The sequence below is a fragment of the Bombilactobacillus sp. ESL1094 genome (assembly GCF_058107425.1).
Map to the genome: position 1 here is coordinate 1762792 of NZ_JBYLUM010000001.1, position 17809 is coordinate 1780600.

At 34.2% G+C, this 17809-nt stretch carries 15 protein-coding genes; 9 read left to right on the plus strand and 6 right to left on the minus strand.

Going from position 1 to position 17809, the window contains the following annotated elements:
* Nucleotides 1–13 precede the first annotated feature (13 nt).
* From AC3B5S_RS08385 to AC3B5S_RS08395, 3 genes are all read left to right on the plus strand, one after another.
* Nucleotides 14–1306 (plus strand): oligosaccharide MFS transporter, encoded by a 1293-nt coding sequence (locus AC3B5S_RS08385; RefSeq protein WP_489775365.1) that lies wholly within the window; start codon nt 14–16, stop codon nt 1304–1306.
* A 71-nt stretch (nt 1307–1377) separates the two neighbouring features.
* Nucleotides 1378–2532, plus strand: a complete 1155-nt coding sequence (locus tag AC3B5S_RS08390; RefSeq protein WP_489790360.1) for a sialidase family protein — start codon at nt 1378–1380, stop codon at nt 2530–2532.
* 293 nt (nt 2533–2825) lie between these two features.
* Nucleotides 2826–2960, plus strand: coding sequence for a hypothetical protein (locus AC3B5S_RS08395; RefSeq protein WP_489790361.1), 135 nt, complete (start codon nt 2826–2828; stop codon nt 2958–2960).
* A 74-nt stretch (nt 2961–3034) separates the two neighbouring features.
* Here AC3B5S_RS08395 and AC3B5S_RS08400 read toward each other — a convergent pair whose 3' ends face one another.
* The 3 genes from AC3B5S_RS08400 to AC3B5S_RS08410 form a co-directional block, all read right to left on the minus strand.
* Complete coding sequence (locus AC3B5S_RS08400) at nt 3035–5653, minus strand: WxL domain-containing protein (protein WP_489758007.1); 2619 nt, start codon at nt 5651–5653, stop codon at nt 3035–3037.
* 488 nt (nt 5654–6141) lie between these two features.
* Entirely contained in the window at nt 6142–7254 is a 1113-nt protein-coding gene (locus tag AC3B5S_RS08405) for an acyltransferase family protein (RefSeq protein WP_489790362.1), read from the minus strand.
* Between the two features lie 99 nt (nt 7255–7353).
* Nucleotides 7354–8106, minus strand: a complete 753-nt coding sequence (locus AC3B5S_RS08410; protein WP_489758009.1) for an SDR family oxidoreductase — start codon at nt 8104–8106, stop codon at nt 7354–7356.
* A gap of 221 nt (nt 8107–8327) precedes the next feature.
* Here AC3B5S_RS08410 and AC3B5S_RS08415 point away from each other — a divergent pair, with 221 nt between their 5' ends.
* Together AC3B5S_RS08415 and AC3B5S_RS08420 are read left to right on the plus strand one after the other, a co-directional pair.
* A complete protein-coding gene (locus AC3B5S_RS08415; RefSeq protein WP_489769806.1) occupies nt 8328–9509 on the plus strand; it encodes an MFS transporter in 1182 nt (393 codons plus the stop codon).
* A gap of 12 nt (nt 9510–9521) precedes the next feature.
* Nucleotides 9522–9992, plus strand: coding sequence for a cyclophilin-like fold protein (locus tag AC3B5S_RS08420; protein ID WP_489790363.1), 471 nt, complete (start codon nt 9522–9524; stop codon nt 9990–9992).
* 19 nt (nt 9993–10011) lie between these two features.
* Here AC3B5S_RS08420 and AC3B5S_RS08425 read toward each other — a convergent pair whose 3' ends face one another.
* On the minus strand, nt 10012–10896 hold the full coding sequence (locus AC3B5S_RS08425; protein ID WP_489790364.1) for a LysR family transcriptional regulator: 885 nt from the start codon (nt 10894–10896) through the stop codon (nt 10012–10014).
* Between the two features lie 815 nt (nt 10897–11711).
* On the opposite strand from AC3B5S_RS08425, the gene AC3B5S_RS08430 reads away from it, so the two are divergent.
* The 4 genes from AC3B5S_RS08430 to AC3B5S_RS08445 all read left to right on the plus strand — a co-directional run bounded on the left by AC3B5S_RS08430 (nt 11712) and on the right by AC3B5S_RS08445 (nt 16170).
* Nucleotides 11712–12398, plus strand: coding sequence for a response regulator transcription factor (locus AC3B5S_RS08430; RefSeq protein ID WP_489758013.1), 687 nt, complete (start codon nt 11712–11714; stop codon nt 12396–12398).
* The gene (locus AC3B5S_RS08435; RefSeq protein WP_489790365.1) at nt 12391–13392 is read left to right on the plus strand and encodes a sensor histidine kinase; all 1002 of its coding nucleotides are present in this window, start codon (nt 12391–12393) and stop codon (nt 13390–13392) included. Before AC3B5S_RS08430 ends, AC3B5S_RS08435 begins: the two co-directional genes overlap by 8 nt.
* 82 nt (nt 13393–13474) lie before the next feature.
* Nucleotides 13475–14233 carry an ABC transporter ATP-binding protein gene (locus AC3B5S_RS08440; RefSeq protein ID WP_489790366.1) on the plus strand — a complete coding sequence of 253 codons (759 nt, stop codon included), beginning with the start codon at nt 13475–13477 and terminating at the stop codon, nt 14231–14233.
* Nucleotides 14230–16170, plus strand: a complete 1941-nt coding sequence (locus AC3B5S_RS08445) for an FtsX-like permease family protein (RefSeq protein WP_489790367.1) — start codon at nt 14230–14232, stop codon at nt 16168–16170. Before AC3B5S_RS08440 ends, AC3B5S_RS08445 begins: the two co-directional genes overlap by 4 nt.
* 12 nt (nt 16171–16182) lie before the next feature.
* Here AC3B5S_RS08445 and AC3B5S_RS08450 read toward each other — a convergent pair whose 3' ends face one another.
* Nucleotides 16183–17202 (minus strand): LacI family DNA-binding transcriptional regulator, encoded by a 1020-nt coding sequence (locus tag AC3B5S_RS08450; RefSeq protein ID WP_489790368.1) that lies wholly within the window; start codon nt 17200–17202, stop codon nt 16183–16185.
* A 73-nt stretch (nt 17203–17275) separates the two neighbouring features.
* Nucleotides 17276–17773 (minus strand): ribose 5-phosphate isomerase B, encoded by a 498-nt coding sequence (gene rpiB / locus AC3B5S_RS08455; RefSeq protein WP_489790369.1) that lies wholly within the window; start codon nt 17771–17773, stop codon nt 17276–17278.
* Nucleotides 17774–17809 lie beyond the last annotated feature (36 nt).

Here is a 17809-nt window from a genome sequence, read left to right on the forward strand (position 1 = left end):
GGCAAGATTAAAAATGGATAATAAAAATAATTCTTCTAACAGTAAACATTTTTGGGGTTTTCCGTTTACTCATTTTAGTTATTTCTTTATTTGGGCCACCATTAATGGTTATTTAACTTTATGGATGGAACAAGTAGGACATTTAAACGGTACAGAATCTGGCTTGGTTTTTTCTATGATGGCTGGCATTTCTTTAATTTTTCAACCATTTTTTGGTGTTATTTCAGACAAGCTATTGTTTAAAAAGAATTTGATTTTGACTATTTCGATAGTTGCAATTTTTATTGGACCTTATTTTCAATGGCTATTTTTACCATTATTGCATATTAATTCATTCTTAGTAGCAATTGTTACAGGTACCTTTTTGAGCTTTATTCTAAATGGTGGAGTTAGTGTTATTGAACAATATGTTCAACGTGCTAGCTTAGCCAATGGATTTGAGTATTCTCACTCCAGATTGGGTGGCTCTTTATCAGGAATTGTTGCTTCTTTGATAGCTGGACGATTGTTTTTATGGAAGCCAAATTCAATTTTTTGGATTTGTACTTTAGCAGCTATTATTTTAGTGTTGTTACTTTTATTTAGTGATCGAATTAATTTAGCTAATGCTTCAGCTGCAGGAGATACTTCTAATTCTTTAGATTTAAAGACAGTTGGTTCTGTATTTAAAAATATGAATTTTTGGGTTTTATCAATATTTTATATGGGTGCATCGGCTATTTTTGATGTTTTTGATCAGCAATTCATTATCTTTTTTAAAACCTTTTTCCATACTGCCTCTCAAGGAACCTTAGTGTACAGTTATATGACTTCTGGTCAGACGTTGATTGAATTCTTTTTAATGTTTCCAATGCCTTGGATTATTAATAAGATAGGCTCACGTAATGGTTTAATTTGTTATGGATTTTTGACATGTATTCGTATATTAGGATCAGCCTTAGCTCCTTCATGGGGTTGGGTAGTTTTCTTTAGACTTATCGCCGGTTTGGAAATGCCACTATTATTAACATCTATTATGAAATATATTGCTGGAGCTTTTGATATTCGTCTTTATGCCACAGTTTATGCTTTAGCTTCGAACTTTGCTAAACAAATTTCGGTATTTGTGTTTTCTTCAGTAGCTGGAAAATTATATGACAGCATTGGTTATCAGCATACCTATGTAATGATGGGAATTTTTGTGTTTATCATTACGTTATTTGCTGCATTCTGCCTAAAGAAAGAAGATCCTATTCAAGCTGGAGAAGTAGATAAAAATGCGGTTGATAAAAGAGAAGATGTAAATATTAGTACTTCTAAAAATTAAAGTGAGGTGATAGATGATTGTTTTATTTTTATCAAAAGTTTTTAAATTGTTAATCAATGGAGGTAGGAATAATGCGTATAAAGAAAAAGAACTTAAGTTGGATATTGGTCTTTTCTATTATAACTTTAGGCTTAATTTGGATAAGCCCATCATCAATAACTTCGGTGCGCGCTTCTAGCAATACGTCTATAAAAACCATTGCTAATAAACAACAAATTCCAGATACTAAAAGTCCTAGCTTTCTTTATGGACGGGGATTAATTACTAAATACAGTAACGCTGAATATAATGGTCGACTTTATGCTACTTCTGAGCACTATGTAAATGGAACACCTTCTTTTTTAATTTTTGAAAGTCAAGACAAGGGTCAAACTTGGAGTAAAATTAGTGAGGTTAAGGAACAGCATAATTTTACCAATGGTCAGCCTTGGGGTAACCGCTATCAACCTTTTTTATATGAATTACCAGAGCAAATAGGAAATCTTCCTAAAGGAGCGATTCTTTGTGTAGGAAATTCTATCCCTAATGATTTAAGTAAAACTTCGATTGACTTGTATTATAGTACTGACCATGCACGTAGCTGGAAATATTTAAGTACAGTAGCTACTGGAGGTACTGCTGACGTTAATACAACGAGTAACGGACCAGTTTGGGAACCATTTCTAAAGGTAATTAATCATCAATTGGTGTGTTATTATTCTGATGAACGTGATAAACCTGCTCATAGTCAAAAGCTAGCGCATCAGGTTTCTGTTGATGGTTTACATTGGCAAAATGAAGTTGATGATGTTGCTTTTAAGTCACCTACTGCAAGACCGGGAATGGTTACAGTTGCTCAAATGTCCAATGGGAAGTATATAATGACTTATGAAGTAGTTAATTCAGGTGAATGGCGAACTAATTATAAGATTTCTAATGATGGATTAAATTGGAATGCTAGTGATGAAGGGCAGCGCCTGGCCTACGGTGGTGCACCTTATGTCACAACTATGCCTGATGGAACAATAGTAGCCAATACTGATGGTAGCTCGGACTTATATATTAATAAAAGTAATGGTCAAGCCGATCAGTGGAAAACTGTCAAATTGAATATGCCTTTAGCATATTCTAGATCTTTGACACCTATTAACGATAGTCAGCTTTTGATTGTTAGTGGAGGTGCGTTAAAGGCTCCGACAGCAACAGATGATAATTCACTGACATCATTGGTATATTCATTAAATTAACTTTTTAGACTTTATTAATTTTAATTGATTATAATTTTAACAACTTTTGCCGTTAACGAAAACTTATCGACGAAAGTTGTTATTTTTATATAAGGTGAAAATATACCATTAGCTTTGTTTGTGGGTGTTAAAAATAATTTTTCTGATCGTGAAATAAAATTCTAATGGCTTAGCACATACGAGATAGAATTGTAAGCAATATCATCGAAAAGTAATCTATGAAGAATTACGGCAAGATATTGGACGAATCTTAAAAAGATGTACAAACCATAAAAATTATCGAAGTACATGTCATGCTAGATCATATTCATATGTTGGTAAAAATACCACCTACAATTGGGTTAAGAATTGTGCTTATAATAATTCATAAGTGGCGTGTCAATTACAATATAATTGTGACCACTGTAGTTTTTGGTGCACATATTTAAAAAGTGAGAGCAATTAAAAATGACAGTCAGCAGCGATTGACAGTGCTTTTTTGTAGGCAATTAAAATAACTCTTTTATGGAGCATTTTTAATAGAATAGGTTAATGTGGCACTATAAGTACCAGCGGTAATGTCGTTATTGAGATTCTTAGGTGGTACTGTCAATTTAATTTGTGAATGACCATTAATATCATTATAGTAACGAGTATTAATTCCATTTAAAATGGCAGTTCCTGAATTATAAAGTGACACCTCAGCATTATCTGGATTAACAGTGATTGATTGTGGATTGTTGCGTTCTTGAAAACACAATTGGGCTTGTTGTAAACCAATTGTGTTATTATTTTTAAATGGTGATAACTTAACTGTAACTTCATAAGGAATGGCAGAATAATTAAGAATTGGTTGACTGCCTCGTTGGTCATCAATCTGTAACTCATTATCTACATCAGTAGAATTATTATTGGTTAAAGTCTTAGTATTTTGATATCCAATAACATTATTATTGTCACCAAAATCCATCTTTGGCAGATTAGTTAAACTTAGAAATTTTAGTTGTTTGGTTAACCCCATCTCGATTCTAGGAATAGTATCGGTAATCTTCAGAGGATCAGAAAGAACATAGCGCTGGCCATTAATGGTTTTTGGTGGACTGGTTTGAAGACAACTGTCACCGCCAGTTACTGTGGGCGTTAGTCCTTTGAAAGCTGCGGTATCAATATCAATTCCTGCTTGTACTGTAGAGTTCAGCTGCAACCAACCACTACCGTAGCTTTCGTTTCCGCAAGAATTAATCTTTGTTAAAATTGGTTCATATGTGCCATCTTGTTTACGATAAAAAAATGAAATCGTTTGGTGTGGAATAATTTTTTCAGTAGCTTCCTTTAAGCCGTTATGATTAGCATCATCCCAGATCTGATAAATATAATAACTGTTACTTTTATTAATTAAACTCGAAATTTTCTTAGAACTAGTTGCAGACACGTTATTAGCGTTATCAATCGCAACCACATGTAAATATTGATGAGAAAAACGATTAATATTATTAATGGAAGCTTTAGATGTTGGATCAGATACACTAATGAAATTGGTGTTATTAGAGCTATCGATATTACCTTGAGTATCCTTATTTGGATTAATAGTCGTATTAGCATTGTTATCAATTTGATAAATATAACCCTTAATGTCACTTTTAATAGGTTGTTTGATACATTGTGAATTAGTACTGTTACTACCACGTTTAGCTTGGACCCGGTAATAGTAATTGGTAGCATTATCTGTACTTTTGCAGTTAGCCGTTACTGTATCGCTAACTGTGGGTGTGATATTATCAATTATTGGTGCATCTGGAGCGGAAGTGTCTTTGACGGTTCGATCTTCGCCATGCGTGGTGGTGTTTAATGTGCTAGTATAATACATCATATTAGCTAGAATCATAGCTTCTTCAACGGAACATGCGCCGGTTGTGTGGCCAGTTTGGGTCATTGCATAATTGTTTTTAGTAATTAAATACCAGTTATCATCACCGATAGCACCGTTAGGATTGGACGTGCGGTTACCATTACTATCTAAATAGTGAACAGAAGTAGTAGGCTGGGCATTACTTCCTAAAAAGTGAAACGAATTTTGTCCTGGATCCATTGCAAAATCCATCCATCTTTGTGCACCACCACTATAAAGATAGAATTGCCCTCCGGTATGAGAAGGTTGGATTGTAAATTTGTTAGTACTGTTGTATTGCAACAGTTTATTAGGATAAGAAGCTAGAGATCCTGTTCGCATATCTGACATTAATTCGACCGTTTTTGAGCCAATGCGGTCGTCATTCGCTCCTGCATCATAGCTCATTGGCATAATTTTTAGTCCTAATTTATCAGCAAAGCTATTATAATGAGATAAGTTACCAGTTAAAGTATCATGACCAAAAATCAATGAACGACCTGTATTTCCAAAAGCACTAGTAGCATTAGCACTAGCGACACTTAAATCGACATTTTTACCGCCATCCGCTGAACCAAAGAATAAGCCGTCATAGTTATATTGATCGTTAGCATCTTTAAATAAATAATGATTGGGATTGGCATTAAAATCTGTTTCTGCTACTGGTGTAACAGCAATTAGACCATTTGAAACCGTTGCAGTTTGTCTGTTTGGAATAATGTTCATCCAATCTTTTAAATGATTACCATCAGTTGGGTAAACATTGAGAATTTTAATTTTTTTACCATAGTTAGTACCAACTGGCTCCCAATTCACAAAAGAATTACTCGGATCATCAGTAGTTCGTGTGACTTGATAACCACCACTATAGCCACCATTAGTTGCATTAGACATATCTTTCCAATTCAAAGAAACATATGGATTGTTATTTGAGTCAAAACCGCCACTAGTGTTTAATGTAAAGTCAAGGTTAGAATTAGCACTAGCGACTTCGGTACCAGCAATTGGATTGGCACCACGTAATAAGTCAGATTTATTAGACCAATTAGAAATAGTAAACGCTTTTTTGGGACGGAATTTTAAAAAATCTTTTGGCTTGGTTAGAAATCCTTGAGAAGGAGTAGGAATTACTGGAGATAAAAAGCTTGAAATACTATCATCTGCTTGACTAGAATTAATTGTCTCCAAACCACTTAATACTGATAAAGTAATTATCAAAAGTAAATTCAAAAATATTTTTCGGCGATGTCTCATTGTACAACCTCATAAATTAATTAATATTCTATCAGTTAAAAAAACGCTAGCACACAATTGGACTAATTATTCGATAAGTTAATTACTACAATTATTAGTATAAGCTTATTTTTAGCTTTGTAAATATGACTGCTAAACATTGAATATTGATTTTTTAGCTTACTAAAGTAGTATATATTTCTAAATGAACTATCTAGAAATTAAGTCATGCTGAGGTCAGACTTTTGGTTTTGTCATATCAAACAAGTATATTAATCAATTATTATCTAATGGTATGGTGATTAGTTACGCAATTTAGAAAATTACTTAGTACAAGAACAATTATGGACATAAATTAAGTCATAATTTATTTCAATCAACTAGTAGTATGACGATTCGAAACTCAATTAATAATATTCAGCGCCAAGTACTACAAGTAAGTTTATTCTGCAATTTGTGCGAAGATTTTATTGAATTAAATAATTTTTACTAACTAGTGCAATATAATATTAAATTGTGACCTTATAGAAAAAACGAATAGTTTCTGTTTTGTGCCACAGCAAATGCAAAAGGATGGCTGACAAGAATGATAAGCACCAAGTTAATAGATAGATAATCATAATGGCTAGTGCTAAATTAATGTGATAACGCAAATATTTTCCTAGGAATTGCCAAATAATATGGGACCAACAAACATTTGCTAGGTAAGCGCGGTAAGCATATTGTGCTAAAAAGTGGATTGCAGGTAAAACTTTGGCTTGGTGCCGGAGATTATGAAGCGCCAAAGTGGCAATTAGGCTGATGATAACAATACAATAGAGAGTCATTGATAGTTTATAATATGGCGCATTGGTTAAAACTATTGGATAGCCATAACTTAATAATTCTCGATTAGTCCAGCTCCAAATGAGAAGAAACAGTAGCACTAATAAGGGCCATGATCTATGTAAAAATTTAGCAAGCTGTTTTTGCCAATTCCAAGTTAAGACGCCCAACACTGCATAGATAAAAAAACTTAAGCAAAGGCGATCTAATAAGTACCAATCATGTTGGTGTGGGCCACGAAAAACAGTTAGCTGATAAAAAACTAGCCAGCCACCATACAATAAACTGCTAATAACTAATACCCAAAGTGAGCGCTGCTTATTTTGTTGAGTAAACTTTTGTAACCACCAAAAGACGGGCATTAAAATGATAAATTGCAGCATCATTGTGTTGTACCATAAATGCGGTGCGGCATTGCCATTGATCATTTGCCACAAAAAAGTTGCGAAATGATGATATTTTTCAACCTGTTGTTCATTGGGAAATACTACTAAATAAATCATAGTCCAACAAATACTGGGGATGAATAACGCACGCCATTGTTGTTTTAAATACGTCGGATATTGGTGCCCAATCTGAGACGGTGTATTTTTGACGGTTGAGAAAATAATACCAAAAATAAATGCCGGAGCAGTGAATTTAATTAAATCGTAGGTGATACCAATGCCAACTTGTTGCAGTTTGGTACAGTAAGTTTGTAAAACTTGTGCCAAAATTGACTGTAACATGACTGCTGTACAGGCGAAAGTCTTCAGATAGTCACCCATATCAGTATCGGTGGAAGTGGTTTGAGTCATCATTATTCCTTCTATATTTAAATTGTTAAATTAAAACAACAAAAACCCCTATAATACAATTATTATAGAGTTTTTTCTTTAGGAAGTAATAGTCTTTAATTAAACACTTTGCTTAGTTGGACGAATTAGCATTTCATTAATGGTAACGTGTTCGGGTTGGTCAATCACATATTTAACCGCTTGAGCAATATCTTGGGGACTTAGGGATAAACCATCGCTGGCAGCAGAATTAAATGTGGGGGTTAGACTAGCTTTGATTTGCTCATTACCTACGGTATTGATTAATTCTGTGGACACTGCTCCTGGAGAAATGATCGTCGAACGAATTCCGTTAGCGTATTCTTCTTGGCGTAAGCCTTCCATAATGGCACGCACAGCATATTTAGTACTATTGTAAACTGCCGATCCGGGATAAATCACGTGTCCAGCCACAGAATCGGTACTAATTATTAAGCCGGAGTGTTGTTGTTTCATAATTGGTAAAACGCTACCAATTCCGTTTAAAACACCCATAATATTGGTATTGATCATCTTTTGCCAGGTAGCAAATTCTTGATCAGCTAGATAACCTTGGGGCATAATGCCTGCGTTATTATATAAAACATCAATGTGACCAAATTTTTCCAAGGTTAAATCAATAGTGGCTTGAACTTGTTGTTGATGAGTGACATCAGTTACTTGATAATAAGCCTCACTTGGGGCATCTAAATTCTGAATCAACTCTTTTAATCTTTGTTCACGCCGGGCCCCTAAGACTAATTTGGCGCCACTAGCAGCTAATAGTTGAGCGGTAGCGGCCCCAATACCTGAAGAGGCACCAAGAATAATAACAACCTTATCTTTGACAGTCATGTCTGCTCTCCTTTAAAAATTAATAGTATTAGTTAATTGTAACGACGGCGATCAAAAATAACCAATAGTTATTTTAAATAGTTTAGTATCAGCTCGAGTTATACATATTAATTTTGCAATTATAACGCAATTAGATAGTTGGTTATCCATTATTGGCATTAGACAGGTGACCAGCAGCATTTTAAAATTGATGGTGATTTTAAAAACTGAGGAGAAAAACTATGCCACTTAGTCAAAAACAAAAAAATATTTTAATTTGGGTATTAGCATTAGGTACTTTTAGTATTACTAACACAGAAATGGGGATTATGGGCATTTTACCCAATATTGCTCACCAGTATCATGTGAGCATTGCATCTGCGGGCCAATTAGTAAGTTTATTTGCTTTAATTATTGCGCTCAGTGGGCCGTTTTTACCAGCGTTGCTAGGGCGGTTTAATAAAAAAAGAGTGATGTTATTAGCTATTAGCCTGTTTGTGATCAGCTGCTTTGCGTCAGCATTTATTACGAACTTTACCTGGTTATTAATTGTCCGCGTTTTACCAGCTTTTTTACATCCAGTATTCGTGTCATATGCCATGTCCACTGCCACGGTCATTGCCAGTGATCAACAGCAAGCTTCACAATATGTAGCAAAAGTTTTTATGGGCGTCTCTGCGGGCATGGTGTTAGGCGTGCCACTAGCTAATTTATTAGCGAGTTATGGATCGTTTCGATTGGTGATGTTAACTTTTGGCTTAATTAATTTGCTCATTTTATGTGCTAGCGCTTTTTACTTAGTGCCGGTTGCTATGCCACAAAAACTTAATTTTAAACAACAAATGTTGACTCTAATTAAATTGCCGACGCTAGTTAGTTTAGTAATTATCATTTGTTTAAATGGTGGTGTTTTTGGTTTTTATAGTTATTTATCAGATTTTTTAAGTCAAGCTAGTTCTTTAAGCAGTTGGTTAATTAGTGTATTGTTACTAATCTATGGTTTAACTAATGTTTTAGGTAATGAAATTGCTGGTAAATTATTGGCGGTGAAGCCACGACAGGTGTTAGTAGGCTTGCCAATATTAATGTTAGTGCCGTATTTGTTGCTGTATTTTTATCATCAAAATATCAGTGTCATTATCATTTTGATTATTTTGCTGGGGACATTGGCAGGAATGGAAGCTAATTTGAATCAGTATATTATGAATACTGCCTTGCAACAAACGCCTGATTTGGCCAATGGCTTGTTTATTACAGGCGCTAATCTGGGCACGACGTTAGGTTCAGCTATTTGTGGTCAGATCATTGTGGCTAAAGGAGTTTCAGGATCCTTATTAGGGACTGAGTTATTTTTATTAGGAGGAATTTTGATTATTGTTTTACAACAGTTTAATGTTCATAGACGTTCAACTATGAATAAGTAAGGATTTTTTCTAATGAAACAAAATAGAAGCGGCTGGGGCATGATAGTTATCAGCTTTTTAATCATTATTTTATTGAGCTATTTAGCACCGTTACAATCAATTCAAGCTAGTGACAAAACTACTAATCAAATAATTATCAAAATGCATCATCACAAATATCGCGCATACTTAAATCAGAGTGCTGCTGCCAAAAGCTTACAAAAGCGACTGCCATTAAAGCTGCGGTTTCGTGATTTTAACCAAGCAGAAAAAATTTCCGACTTGAAACAACCATTGTCTATTAAACAGATGCCAGTTGGAGCTAATCCTAAAGTTGGTGATTTAGGTTATTGGTCGCCGCAACCACGTTTAGTTCTGTATTATGGCCCTGTTGCGTATTTTCAAGGAATTCATGTGCTTGGCCATTTTCAAAATTCACAGCGAGCTATTTCGGCTTGGAAACATCAGAGACATGCGTTTACAGTGACGATTACCAAAAATTAGTTTTTAAACTGATAATTGATTAATTATTATGCGCAAGATTTGCTTGCAATTGTTGTAAAAATAGTTTGGCAATGTTCGACATGATTCGATTCTTTTGCCAAATTAAAGTATTGTTTTCAGATAGTTGTGGCTGTAGTCGCCGAAAAACTAAACCACCATGATAATTTTGGACTACATCTTCAAATGCTAAAACTAAATAATGTGGATTATGGGCTAGCAGTGCAGCGTTATACGCTAGATTATAAGTGCCAACAATTTGAATTTGTTCTGCCACATTTTGCCACCAAGTTTGTAAGTGAGAGCTGTGTTGGACTTGTTCGGAGATGATTAATTTTTGGCAAATTAAATCAGCAGGGGTCACGAATGGTTTTTGCGTTAAGGGTGAATTAGCGGCCATGAGAATGCCCCAGTAATTTTTTTCAGGTAGTTGTAAGGTTTGATAATTATGAAAATTATATTCACCCATAATGACGCCAAAGTCTAGATTACCGGTTGCTAATTGTTTTTCTACTTCCATTGCATCACCACTGTGGAGGTGAATTTTGACGGCTGGATATTTATCCATAATCTGTCCGATCACTTGCATGACTTGGCGCATTCCCAAACTTTCGCCACACCCAATGTCTAATTCACCACTGATGAGTAAGTGATTAGCTTGCAAAGTTGACGTAGTTTTATCGACTAAAGCGATGATTTGTTGAGCATGCTCTCTGAGATAGTAACCATCGTTAGTTAATTTAATGTTGTGGGAACTGCGATCAAATAATTGCACGCCCAATTCTTTTTCCAATTCACTAATTTGGCGAGATAAAGCAAGCTGTGAAATATGTAAATACTTGGCCGCTCGAGAAATATTTTGTTCTTGAGCAACTGCCAAGAAATAACGTAGGCTATGAACTTCCATAATTACTCCTTAGAATGATATTTTGGGGATCTGGAATAATACTAGCATATTTATGGTTAAGTAGACTTCTTTAAATTATTACTGTGAGTAATACTCGGTACTTAGTGACGATATTTTGTAAATTTATCCACCACGAAAGAAAAATCTAGAGCTTGATTCGGAAGCTGGTTTTAATTGTGGGGGCTATGCTGGATGAATTTACAGCTTTAAAAAAGTTCAAGTTAAATTTTAATGGTTAGAAACAGATTATCACAAATTTTTAACGAAAAAACTAATTTTAGTAGATAGTATAAAAGATACTTATATGATAAAGAGGCAGCTTGGTTAATTTGAATATTAACACAATTATGATATACTATCCTTGTAAGTACGAAAAGTGTCTAACATGGTATAACACAAAAGCCATTCCTACTGGAGATAGGAATGGCTTTTTTATGTGTAGTTACTTAGCAACTCAGCTATTTTTATGCTTGCTGTGTAACCAATCAACAAGCACTTGTGTTGTTACTCTAACAATAATCGGTGCAACAACAGTTACGAAAAATGTCTGAAACACGGTATCACCCCCTTACGGGGCGAGTTGCCGATTAAAATTATATCATATAAGATCTCATTGTTTTGGTGAAATTTAAAGAAAATCTTACGGAAAAATGACTAGAAATTAAAAATTGTTATGACAGTTTAAATACATTATGAATTTTCGGAAAAATTTCTAAGAAAGATATTTGTTAATTCAGAGTTAATTTTAGTCAATTTATGGTAAATTAAAGCTAATTATCACGTTAATACTTAAGCTTGGGGGAGAGGCAATCCAGATGCAAACAATTATGATGATCGATGATGACAATACTTTATTGCAAACCGTAATAAAAAACTTCGCTAAGTGGTCGTTGAAAGTAGTTGGCGTTTCAGATTTTCAAAAGATTATCGCAGAATTTAAACAATTAAAGCCAGATTTGGTTATTATGGATATTAATTTGCCATATTTTGATGGTTTCTATTGGGCACAACAGTTACGTCAAATTTCGACAGTACCATTGTTATTTTTGTCAGCTATTGATCAAGAAACCAGTATGTTGCGAGCATTAGCTGAAGGTGGAGATGATTATGTTATTAAGCCTTTTACGATTAGCATTTTACTTGCTAAAGTTCAAGCAATGTTACGGCGATTACAGACTTATGATCAACAAGTTCAAAGTGGTCAATTACAGTTTGGACCTTATACCCTCTATACTTTAGGAAATGAAGTAGTTTTTAATCAGCAACGTGTTAATTTGTCACCGACTGAAGGCGATATTTTACAATTATTATTTTTAAATGTTAATCAAGTAATTTCTACGCAACACTTTTTGGAGACTTTTTGGCAGGGAGGTCTGTTTTTGGATGAGCAAGCTTTGCGAGTTAATTTTAGCCGATTGCGCCGTAAACTGAAGCCAATTGACCTGCAACAATATATTGTAACTGAACCTGGTAGTGGCTATCGGTTATGTGCTTATGAATAAAAAGGAAATGTGGCTCTTGATTAAACCGGCATTGCTAAGCTTACTGAGCTATTGTGGCTTGTTAGTTTTACTAAGTATTTTATTTGTTTTGTATCATTTACCAATAATTATTTTGGGTGATTTTATTCGCTTTAGTTTACTATTTGTAGGGGTCTATTGCGGTTTGAAAACTTATTATCAGTGGCGTAAGGGGCAAAAGTTGCAGCAAACAGATTTTTCCCAGCCAGCATTGTTTCAAGATTTATCGGCTAGTGATTGGGAAAACTATCTTTTATTGCACAAATTACAAACTTTGCAGCAGCAAGTAAAGTCTGACCAAAAAGTGCAAAAGCAAAGGGCTCAGTATCAACAAGATTATTTAATACATTGGGCTCATGAAATCAAAGTTCCAGTTACGGATCTGTTATTAATGAGTGAGAGTATTGAGCAGCTGAATACTATCGCGGTTCGAACGCAAACCAAGTTGATTCAGCAGCAATTAGATTCGATGTTAGATTATGATCGTTTTTTAAATTTAACACATGATTTACGTTTTAATTGGGTCTCCTTGACACAAGTTATAGAAACTGTTTTACAAAAATTTGCGCCGCTGTTTATTCAACGCCAAATTTCTCCACGTATTCAAGTTCCAGCGGTTCAGGTTTTGACAGATACTAAATGGCTGCAAGTAATATTGGAACAAGTAATTTTTAATGCTTGGAAGTATTCGGACGATCGAAGTGAAATTAAATTGGTTTGGGAACACAATTGCTTAAGGGTTATTGATTCGGGTATTGGGATTGTGGCTAGTGACTTGCCACGCGTATTTGAAGCCGGATTTACTGGAGTTAATGGCCGGAATAATCCTAATGCAACAGGAATGGGGTTATATTTGGCCCAACAAATTAGTCAAAAGTTTCACGACCAGTTAACGATAGCGTCCAAATATCAGCAAGGAACGGTAGTTAGTCTGATTTTTCCAGTAGAGCAAATTAAAGAGGTTGCTAAACTGTAACTTAACGGCGGAGATTGTAACTTGTTGTTAAAGTGAAAGCTTTTTAAAATAAACTTATCGAATAACTTAGGGAGGGTAAACGATGAGTTTATTACAATTACAGCATGTGCAAAAGAAGTTTACACAACCTCATCAAGTTGAAGTACAAGCTTTGAAAGATATTTCTTTGACAGTTGAAGCGGGGGAATATGTAGCGATAATGGGTGAGTCTGGATCTGGCAAATCAACGCTTTTAAATTTGATTGCTACTTTAGATAAGCCAACTAGTGGTTTCATTCAAATAAATGAGCAAAATTTAGCTCAACTAACAGAAAATCAAGCAGCTTTATATCGTAGACAACATTTAGGTTTTGTTTTTCAAAAGTTTAATCTACTTAATACATTTAATAATCAAGACAATATTTTATTACCGTTGGTACTAGCTAAAACTGAACCTAAAATTCTACAACAGCGCTTACAACCACTGGCTAAGGTTTTACAAATTACTGATTTATTGCAGCGCTATCCTTACGAAATATCTGGTGGGCAGCAACAAAGAGTGGCAGCAGCAAGGGCTTTAATCATGCAACCACAATTAATTTTAGCTGATGAACCTACAGGTGCCTTGGATTCACATAATTCTGAATTATTGTTGGATTTATTGGAACAAGTTAACGCTAAAGGACAAACTATTTTAATGGTCACGCACAGTGCTTTGGCTGCCAGTCATTCCAAACGCGTTTTATTTATTAAAGACGGTTTGATTTTTCATGAACTTTTTCGCGGTAATCAAACTGCTAGTCAATATTTGCAACAAATCACTGCAAGTGCCACCTTACTGGTTGGAGGTGAACAGCAATGATTCACTTTAAATTGGCTGGGCATGCATTAACGCACCACCGTGAACAATACGGACCGTTTATCTTGGCCAGTATTACTTTGGTTGCCGTCAATTATATTTTTTGGAATACCTGTTTTAATACTAGTTTGAACAAGTTGGCGTTGGGTCAACAAACCATTTATTTAATGATCTTGGGTACCGTTTTTGTTACTTTATTAACTATTTTTTTAATGATTTATGTTAATCGTTTTTTGATTAAACAACAGGTTCATGAGTTAGCATTGTATAAAATGTTAGGTTTAGCTACTAAAGATTTGAATTTAATTCTAACAATCGAAGTCTTATTTTTATTGATTGTTAGTTTGGTAGGTGGTTTAGTTAGTGGCTTAGTGTTTAATAAATTATTTTTCTTGATTTTATGTAACCTGCTCCAAACCAAAGCAATTGTTGAACAATTTTCGCAAACTGGTTTGTTAGTCGTTATTGTAATTTTTAGTTTGCTATTTTTATGGCTATTACTCAGTGACTTTTGGCAAATTCGTCAATTACAACCGGTAGTTTTATGGCAACAAACTAATCAGGTCGAAGTTAATCCTAGAAGTAATGGCTTATTAGGTGGTTTAGGTGTGTTGCTCTTAGCGGTAGGTTACTATCTGGCTGTTAAAACCAAACCTACAGTTGCTTCACTTTCACAATTTTTAGTGGCAGTAGTATTTGTTGTTTTGGGAACTTACTTGGTCTTTTTAGTTTCCAGCATCTGGATATTAAATTTTTTACAGCAACGACCACATTTTTATTACCAGCCGTCACATTTTATTGCTTTATCTGGATTATTATACCGAATGAAACAAAACGCGTTAAGTTTGGCTTCTATCTGTTTATTGTGCAGTGCTATTTTAGTCAGTTTGGTGGGAAGCACGGGCTTATATTTAGGTAAAGAAAAGTTAGTTAACACTTATAATCCCGCCGATTTAATGCTGGTTCAACAGCATCCATTTTCGCATCAACAACAACAAATATTGCACCGGGCAGCTAAGCAAAATCAAATTAATTTACGACAATCAGAGCAAATGCAAATGACTACTCCAATACCGTCCGTGATTCAAGATGGACAACTACGTCCAATGACTGGTGGCATGCATATTATTTATCAAGTCAGTACAATTAGTGTTAGTGATTATAATAGAATTCAAAAAACTTCCTTGCGTTTAAAAAAGCACCAAATTTTAGTGTATTCGGCTGATAATTTAGCTTTAAAGCATTCTTTGAATTTCAATCAGCAAAGTTATCAGGTTAAAGTTATTCCACAATTTAAGTTAGGATTTAGTTATCAGCGTTCAATTTATCGACCAATTTTTATTATTACAGCTAATCAACAAGTAGCACATCAGATTAATCCCAAACCTTGGTTATATGTTCAAGGACAAAATATTCAAGGAACACAAAAGCATAAATTAAAATTTGCAAGCCAAATACCATCACTACTAAAATTGGATAGTGATAAATATTCAGCTAAAGTACAAATGGAACAATATATGAATTCGTTAGTAGGCAGCGTCTTGTTTGTTGGTGGTTTAATTAGTTTAAGTATGATTATTGTCATGGCCCTACTGATTTATTATAAACAATTGTCAGAAGGTTATGCTGATCAAAAACGCTTTCTGATTATGCAAGAAGTCGGACTGAGTAAATTAGAAACTAAAAAAGCTATTCATAGTCAAATTTTATTGTTGTTTATGTTACCGTTGATTGGAGCTATTATTAATTTACTTTTTGCATTGCCGGCAATAAAAAGCGTCTTAGTAATGCTCTTTGTTTATAGCTTTAAATTACTTGCCATTATTTCATTGACGCTGATAGTATTAGTGGCTGCCTATTACGGAATAATCTATGGAATTACGGCGAAAGTTTATACTGATATCGTTAATTGTTCTAATAAGAAAAATGAGACAGATTAATCATCCTACAATTTAAACAGTGCCTCGTTCAATCAACTGAACATCAACAATTTTGGTAATATCGGAATTGTCTAATTTGCCTTGAATTAGTTGTAATAAATAGTTGCTGGCATTTTGAGCAATAGCTGCGGTGTTTTGTTTAATCGTTGTTAATTGCGGGTAACAATAGCGAGCAATCGGAGCATCATCAAACCCAATTACTTTTAAATCTTGTGGGATATTAAGATTTAATTCGTGAGCTGCTAAAATAACTTCGGCAGCAATGGTGTCACTAATTGCAAAAATTCCTAAGGGTAGTTTTTGTTTGGACATCAGATTACGTAAAATACTACGAATTTCAATTCCTCGTTGCTTAATTTTTTGACGTTCAGTTTTGATATCAATAACTATTTGTTGACTGTGATCGAAATTATTTTTTAACATCTCTTCACGATATCCCTTAATACGATCATTATTAGAAGAAATTTTCTGATTGGATGAAGTGAACATGACGGGAATGGTGCCGGCTTGAATCAAATGCTTTGTAGCAAGATGAGCTCCTTGCTCATTATTAGAACCAACGTAAATGTTTTTGGTGTTTTCGTTACGATCAATATAAACAACAGGTGTCGATATATTCATATGAATATCATTATCTAATTGCTGACCTGAGATCATGACAATTCCATCAACTAATTTTGCTTCTAACATTTGTAAATAGGTATTTTCTCGCTGTATATTTTTATTAGTATCACAAATTACTGTAGCATAATTATTTTGAAATAAAATTTTTTCGATGTTTTCAACTAAATCTGCGAAAAAGGAATTTGAAAGATCTGGTACCAAAATGCCGATTGTATTAGATTTGTTCATGCGTAAAGTTTTAGCAGCAGTATTAGTTTGATAATGATATTGATTAATTACTTTAAGAACTTTTTTTCGGGTTTGTTCTGAAAAACGACCGTTATTGTTAATCACCCGTGATACCGTGGAAACGGAAACACCGCTTAATTTAGCGATGTCTTTAATTGAAACTTTGGTTTGATTTGTCATTTTAGTAACTCCAAAATAAAAGACTTTATGTTAAGCATATTAATCTACTTTAGCATAAAGTTTTTTATTTTGGTTAGTCTTGATATTTTTTAGCAGTTGAATTAACTATTTGTTGAAAAAGTTCATTATTTCTTTGATCTTCGGCACTTAATTCGTCAATTCTTCGTTGATGACGACCACCTTCATACTGTGCTTCTAACCAAGCTTTGACGATCATTTTCGCTAGTTCACTACCAATCACTCTGGCGCCAAAAGCCAAGACGTTACTATTATTATGACGTCGAGATAATTCAGCGGAATATGGTTCACTAACACAAGCAGCACGAATACCAGCCACCTTGTTGGCAGCTAAGGAAATTCCTATACCCGTACCACAGATAACAATTCCTAAATCAGCTTTTCCTTGTGCAACTGCTTCACCGACTTTTTTACCATAAATAGGATAATCAGTTCTTTCTTTTGTATAAGTACCTAAATCAATTGTTTCATAACCTAAAGATTTTACATATTCAATAATAATTGGCTTTAATTCGATGCCAACATGGTCAGAGCCAAAAGCAATTTTAGTCATTAGAGAATCTCCTTGTAGTAAAAATACATTCTTTTT

Bases quoted from the DNA above. Each gene is read 5' to 3' on its own strand.
- AC3B5S_RS08420 (WP_489790363.1), top strand. From the start codon at position 9,522: ATGAAACAAAATAGAAGCGGCTGGGGCATGATAGTTATCAGCTTTTTA.
- AC3B5S_RS08430 (WP_489758013.1), top strand. From the start codon at position 11,712: ATGCAAACAATTATGATGATCGATGATGACAATACTTTATTGCAAACC.
- AC3B5S_RS08395 (WP_489790361.1), top strand. From the start codon at position 2,826: ATGCTAGATCATATTCATATGTTGGTAAAAATACCACCTACAATTGGG.
- AC3B5S_RS08405 (WP_489790362.1), bottom strand. From the start codon at position 7,254: ATGACTCAAACCACTTCCACCGATACTGATATGGGTGACTATCTGAAG.
- AC3B5S_RS08410 (WP_489758009.1), bottom strand. From the start codon at position 8,106: ATGACTGTCAAAGATAAGGTTGTTATTATTCTTGGTGCCTCTTCAGGT.
- AC3B5S_RS08445 (WP_489790367.1), top strand. From the start codon at position 14,230: ATGATTCACTTTAAATTGGCTGGGCATGCATTAACGCACCACCGTGAA.
- AC3B5S_RS08390 (WP_489790360.1), top strand. From the start codon at position 1,378: ATGCGTATAAAGAAAAAGAACTTAAGTTGGATATTGGTCTTTTCTATT.
- rpiB (WP_489790369.1), bottom strand. From the start codon at position 17,773: ATGACTAAAATTGCTTTTGGCTCTGACCATGTTGGCATCGAATTAAAG.
- AC3B5S_RS08435 (WP_489790365.1), top strand. From the start codon at position 12,391: ATGAATAAAAAGGAAATGTGGCTCTTGATTAAACCGGCATTGCTAAGC.
- AC3B5S_RS08385 (WP_489775365.1), top strand. From the start codon at position 14: ATGGATAATAAAAATAATTCTTCTAACAGTAAACATTTTTGGGGTTTT.
- AC3B5S_RS08450 (WP_489790368.1), bottom strand. From the start codon at position 17,202: ATGACAAATCAAACCAAAGTTTCAATTAAAGACATCGCTAAATTAAGC.
- AC3B5S_RS08415 (WP_489769806.1), top strand. From the start codon at position 8,328: ATGCCACTTAGTCAAAAACAAAAAAATATTTTAATTTGGGTATTAGCA.
- AC3B5S_RS08425 (WP_489790364.1), bottom strand. From the start codon at position 10,896: ATGGAAGTTCATAGCCTACGTTATTTCTTGGCAGTTGCTCAAGAACAA.
- AC3B5S_RS08440 (WP_489790366.1), top strand. From the start codon at position 13,475: ATGAGTTTATTACAATTACAGCATGTGCAAAAGAAGTTTACACAACCT.
- AC3B5S_RS08400 (WP_489758007.1), bottom strand. From the start codon at position 5,653: ATGAGACATCGCCGAAAAATATTTTTGAATTTACTTTTGATAATTACT.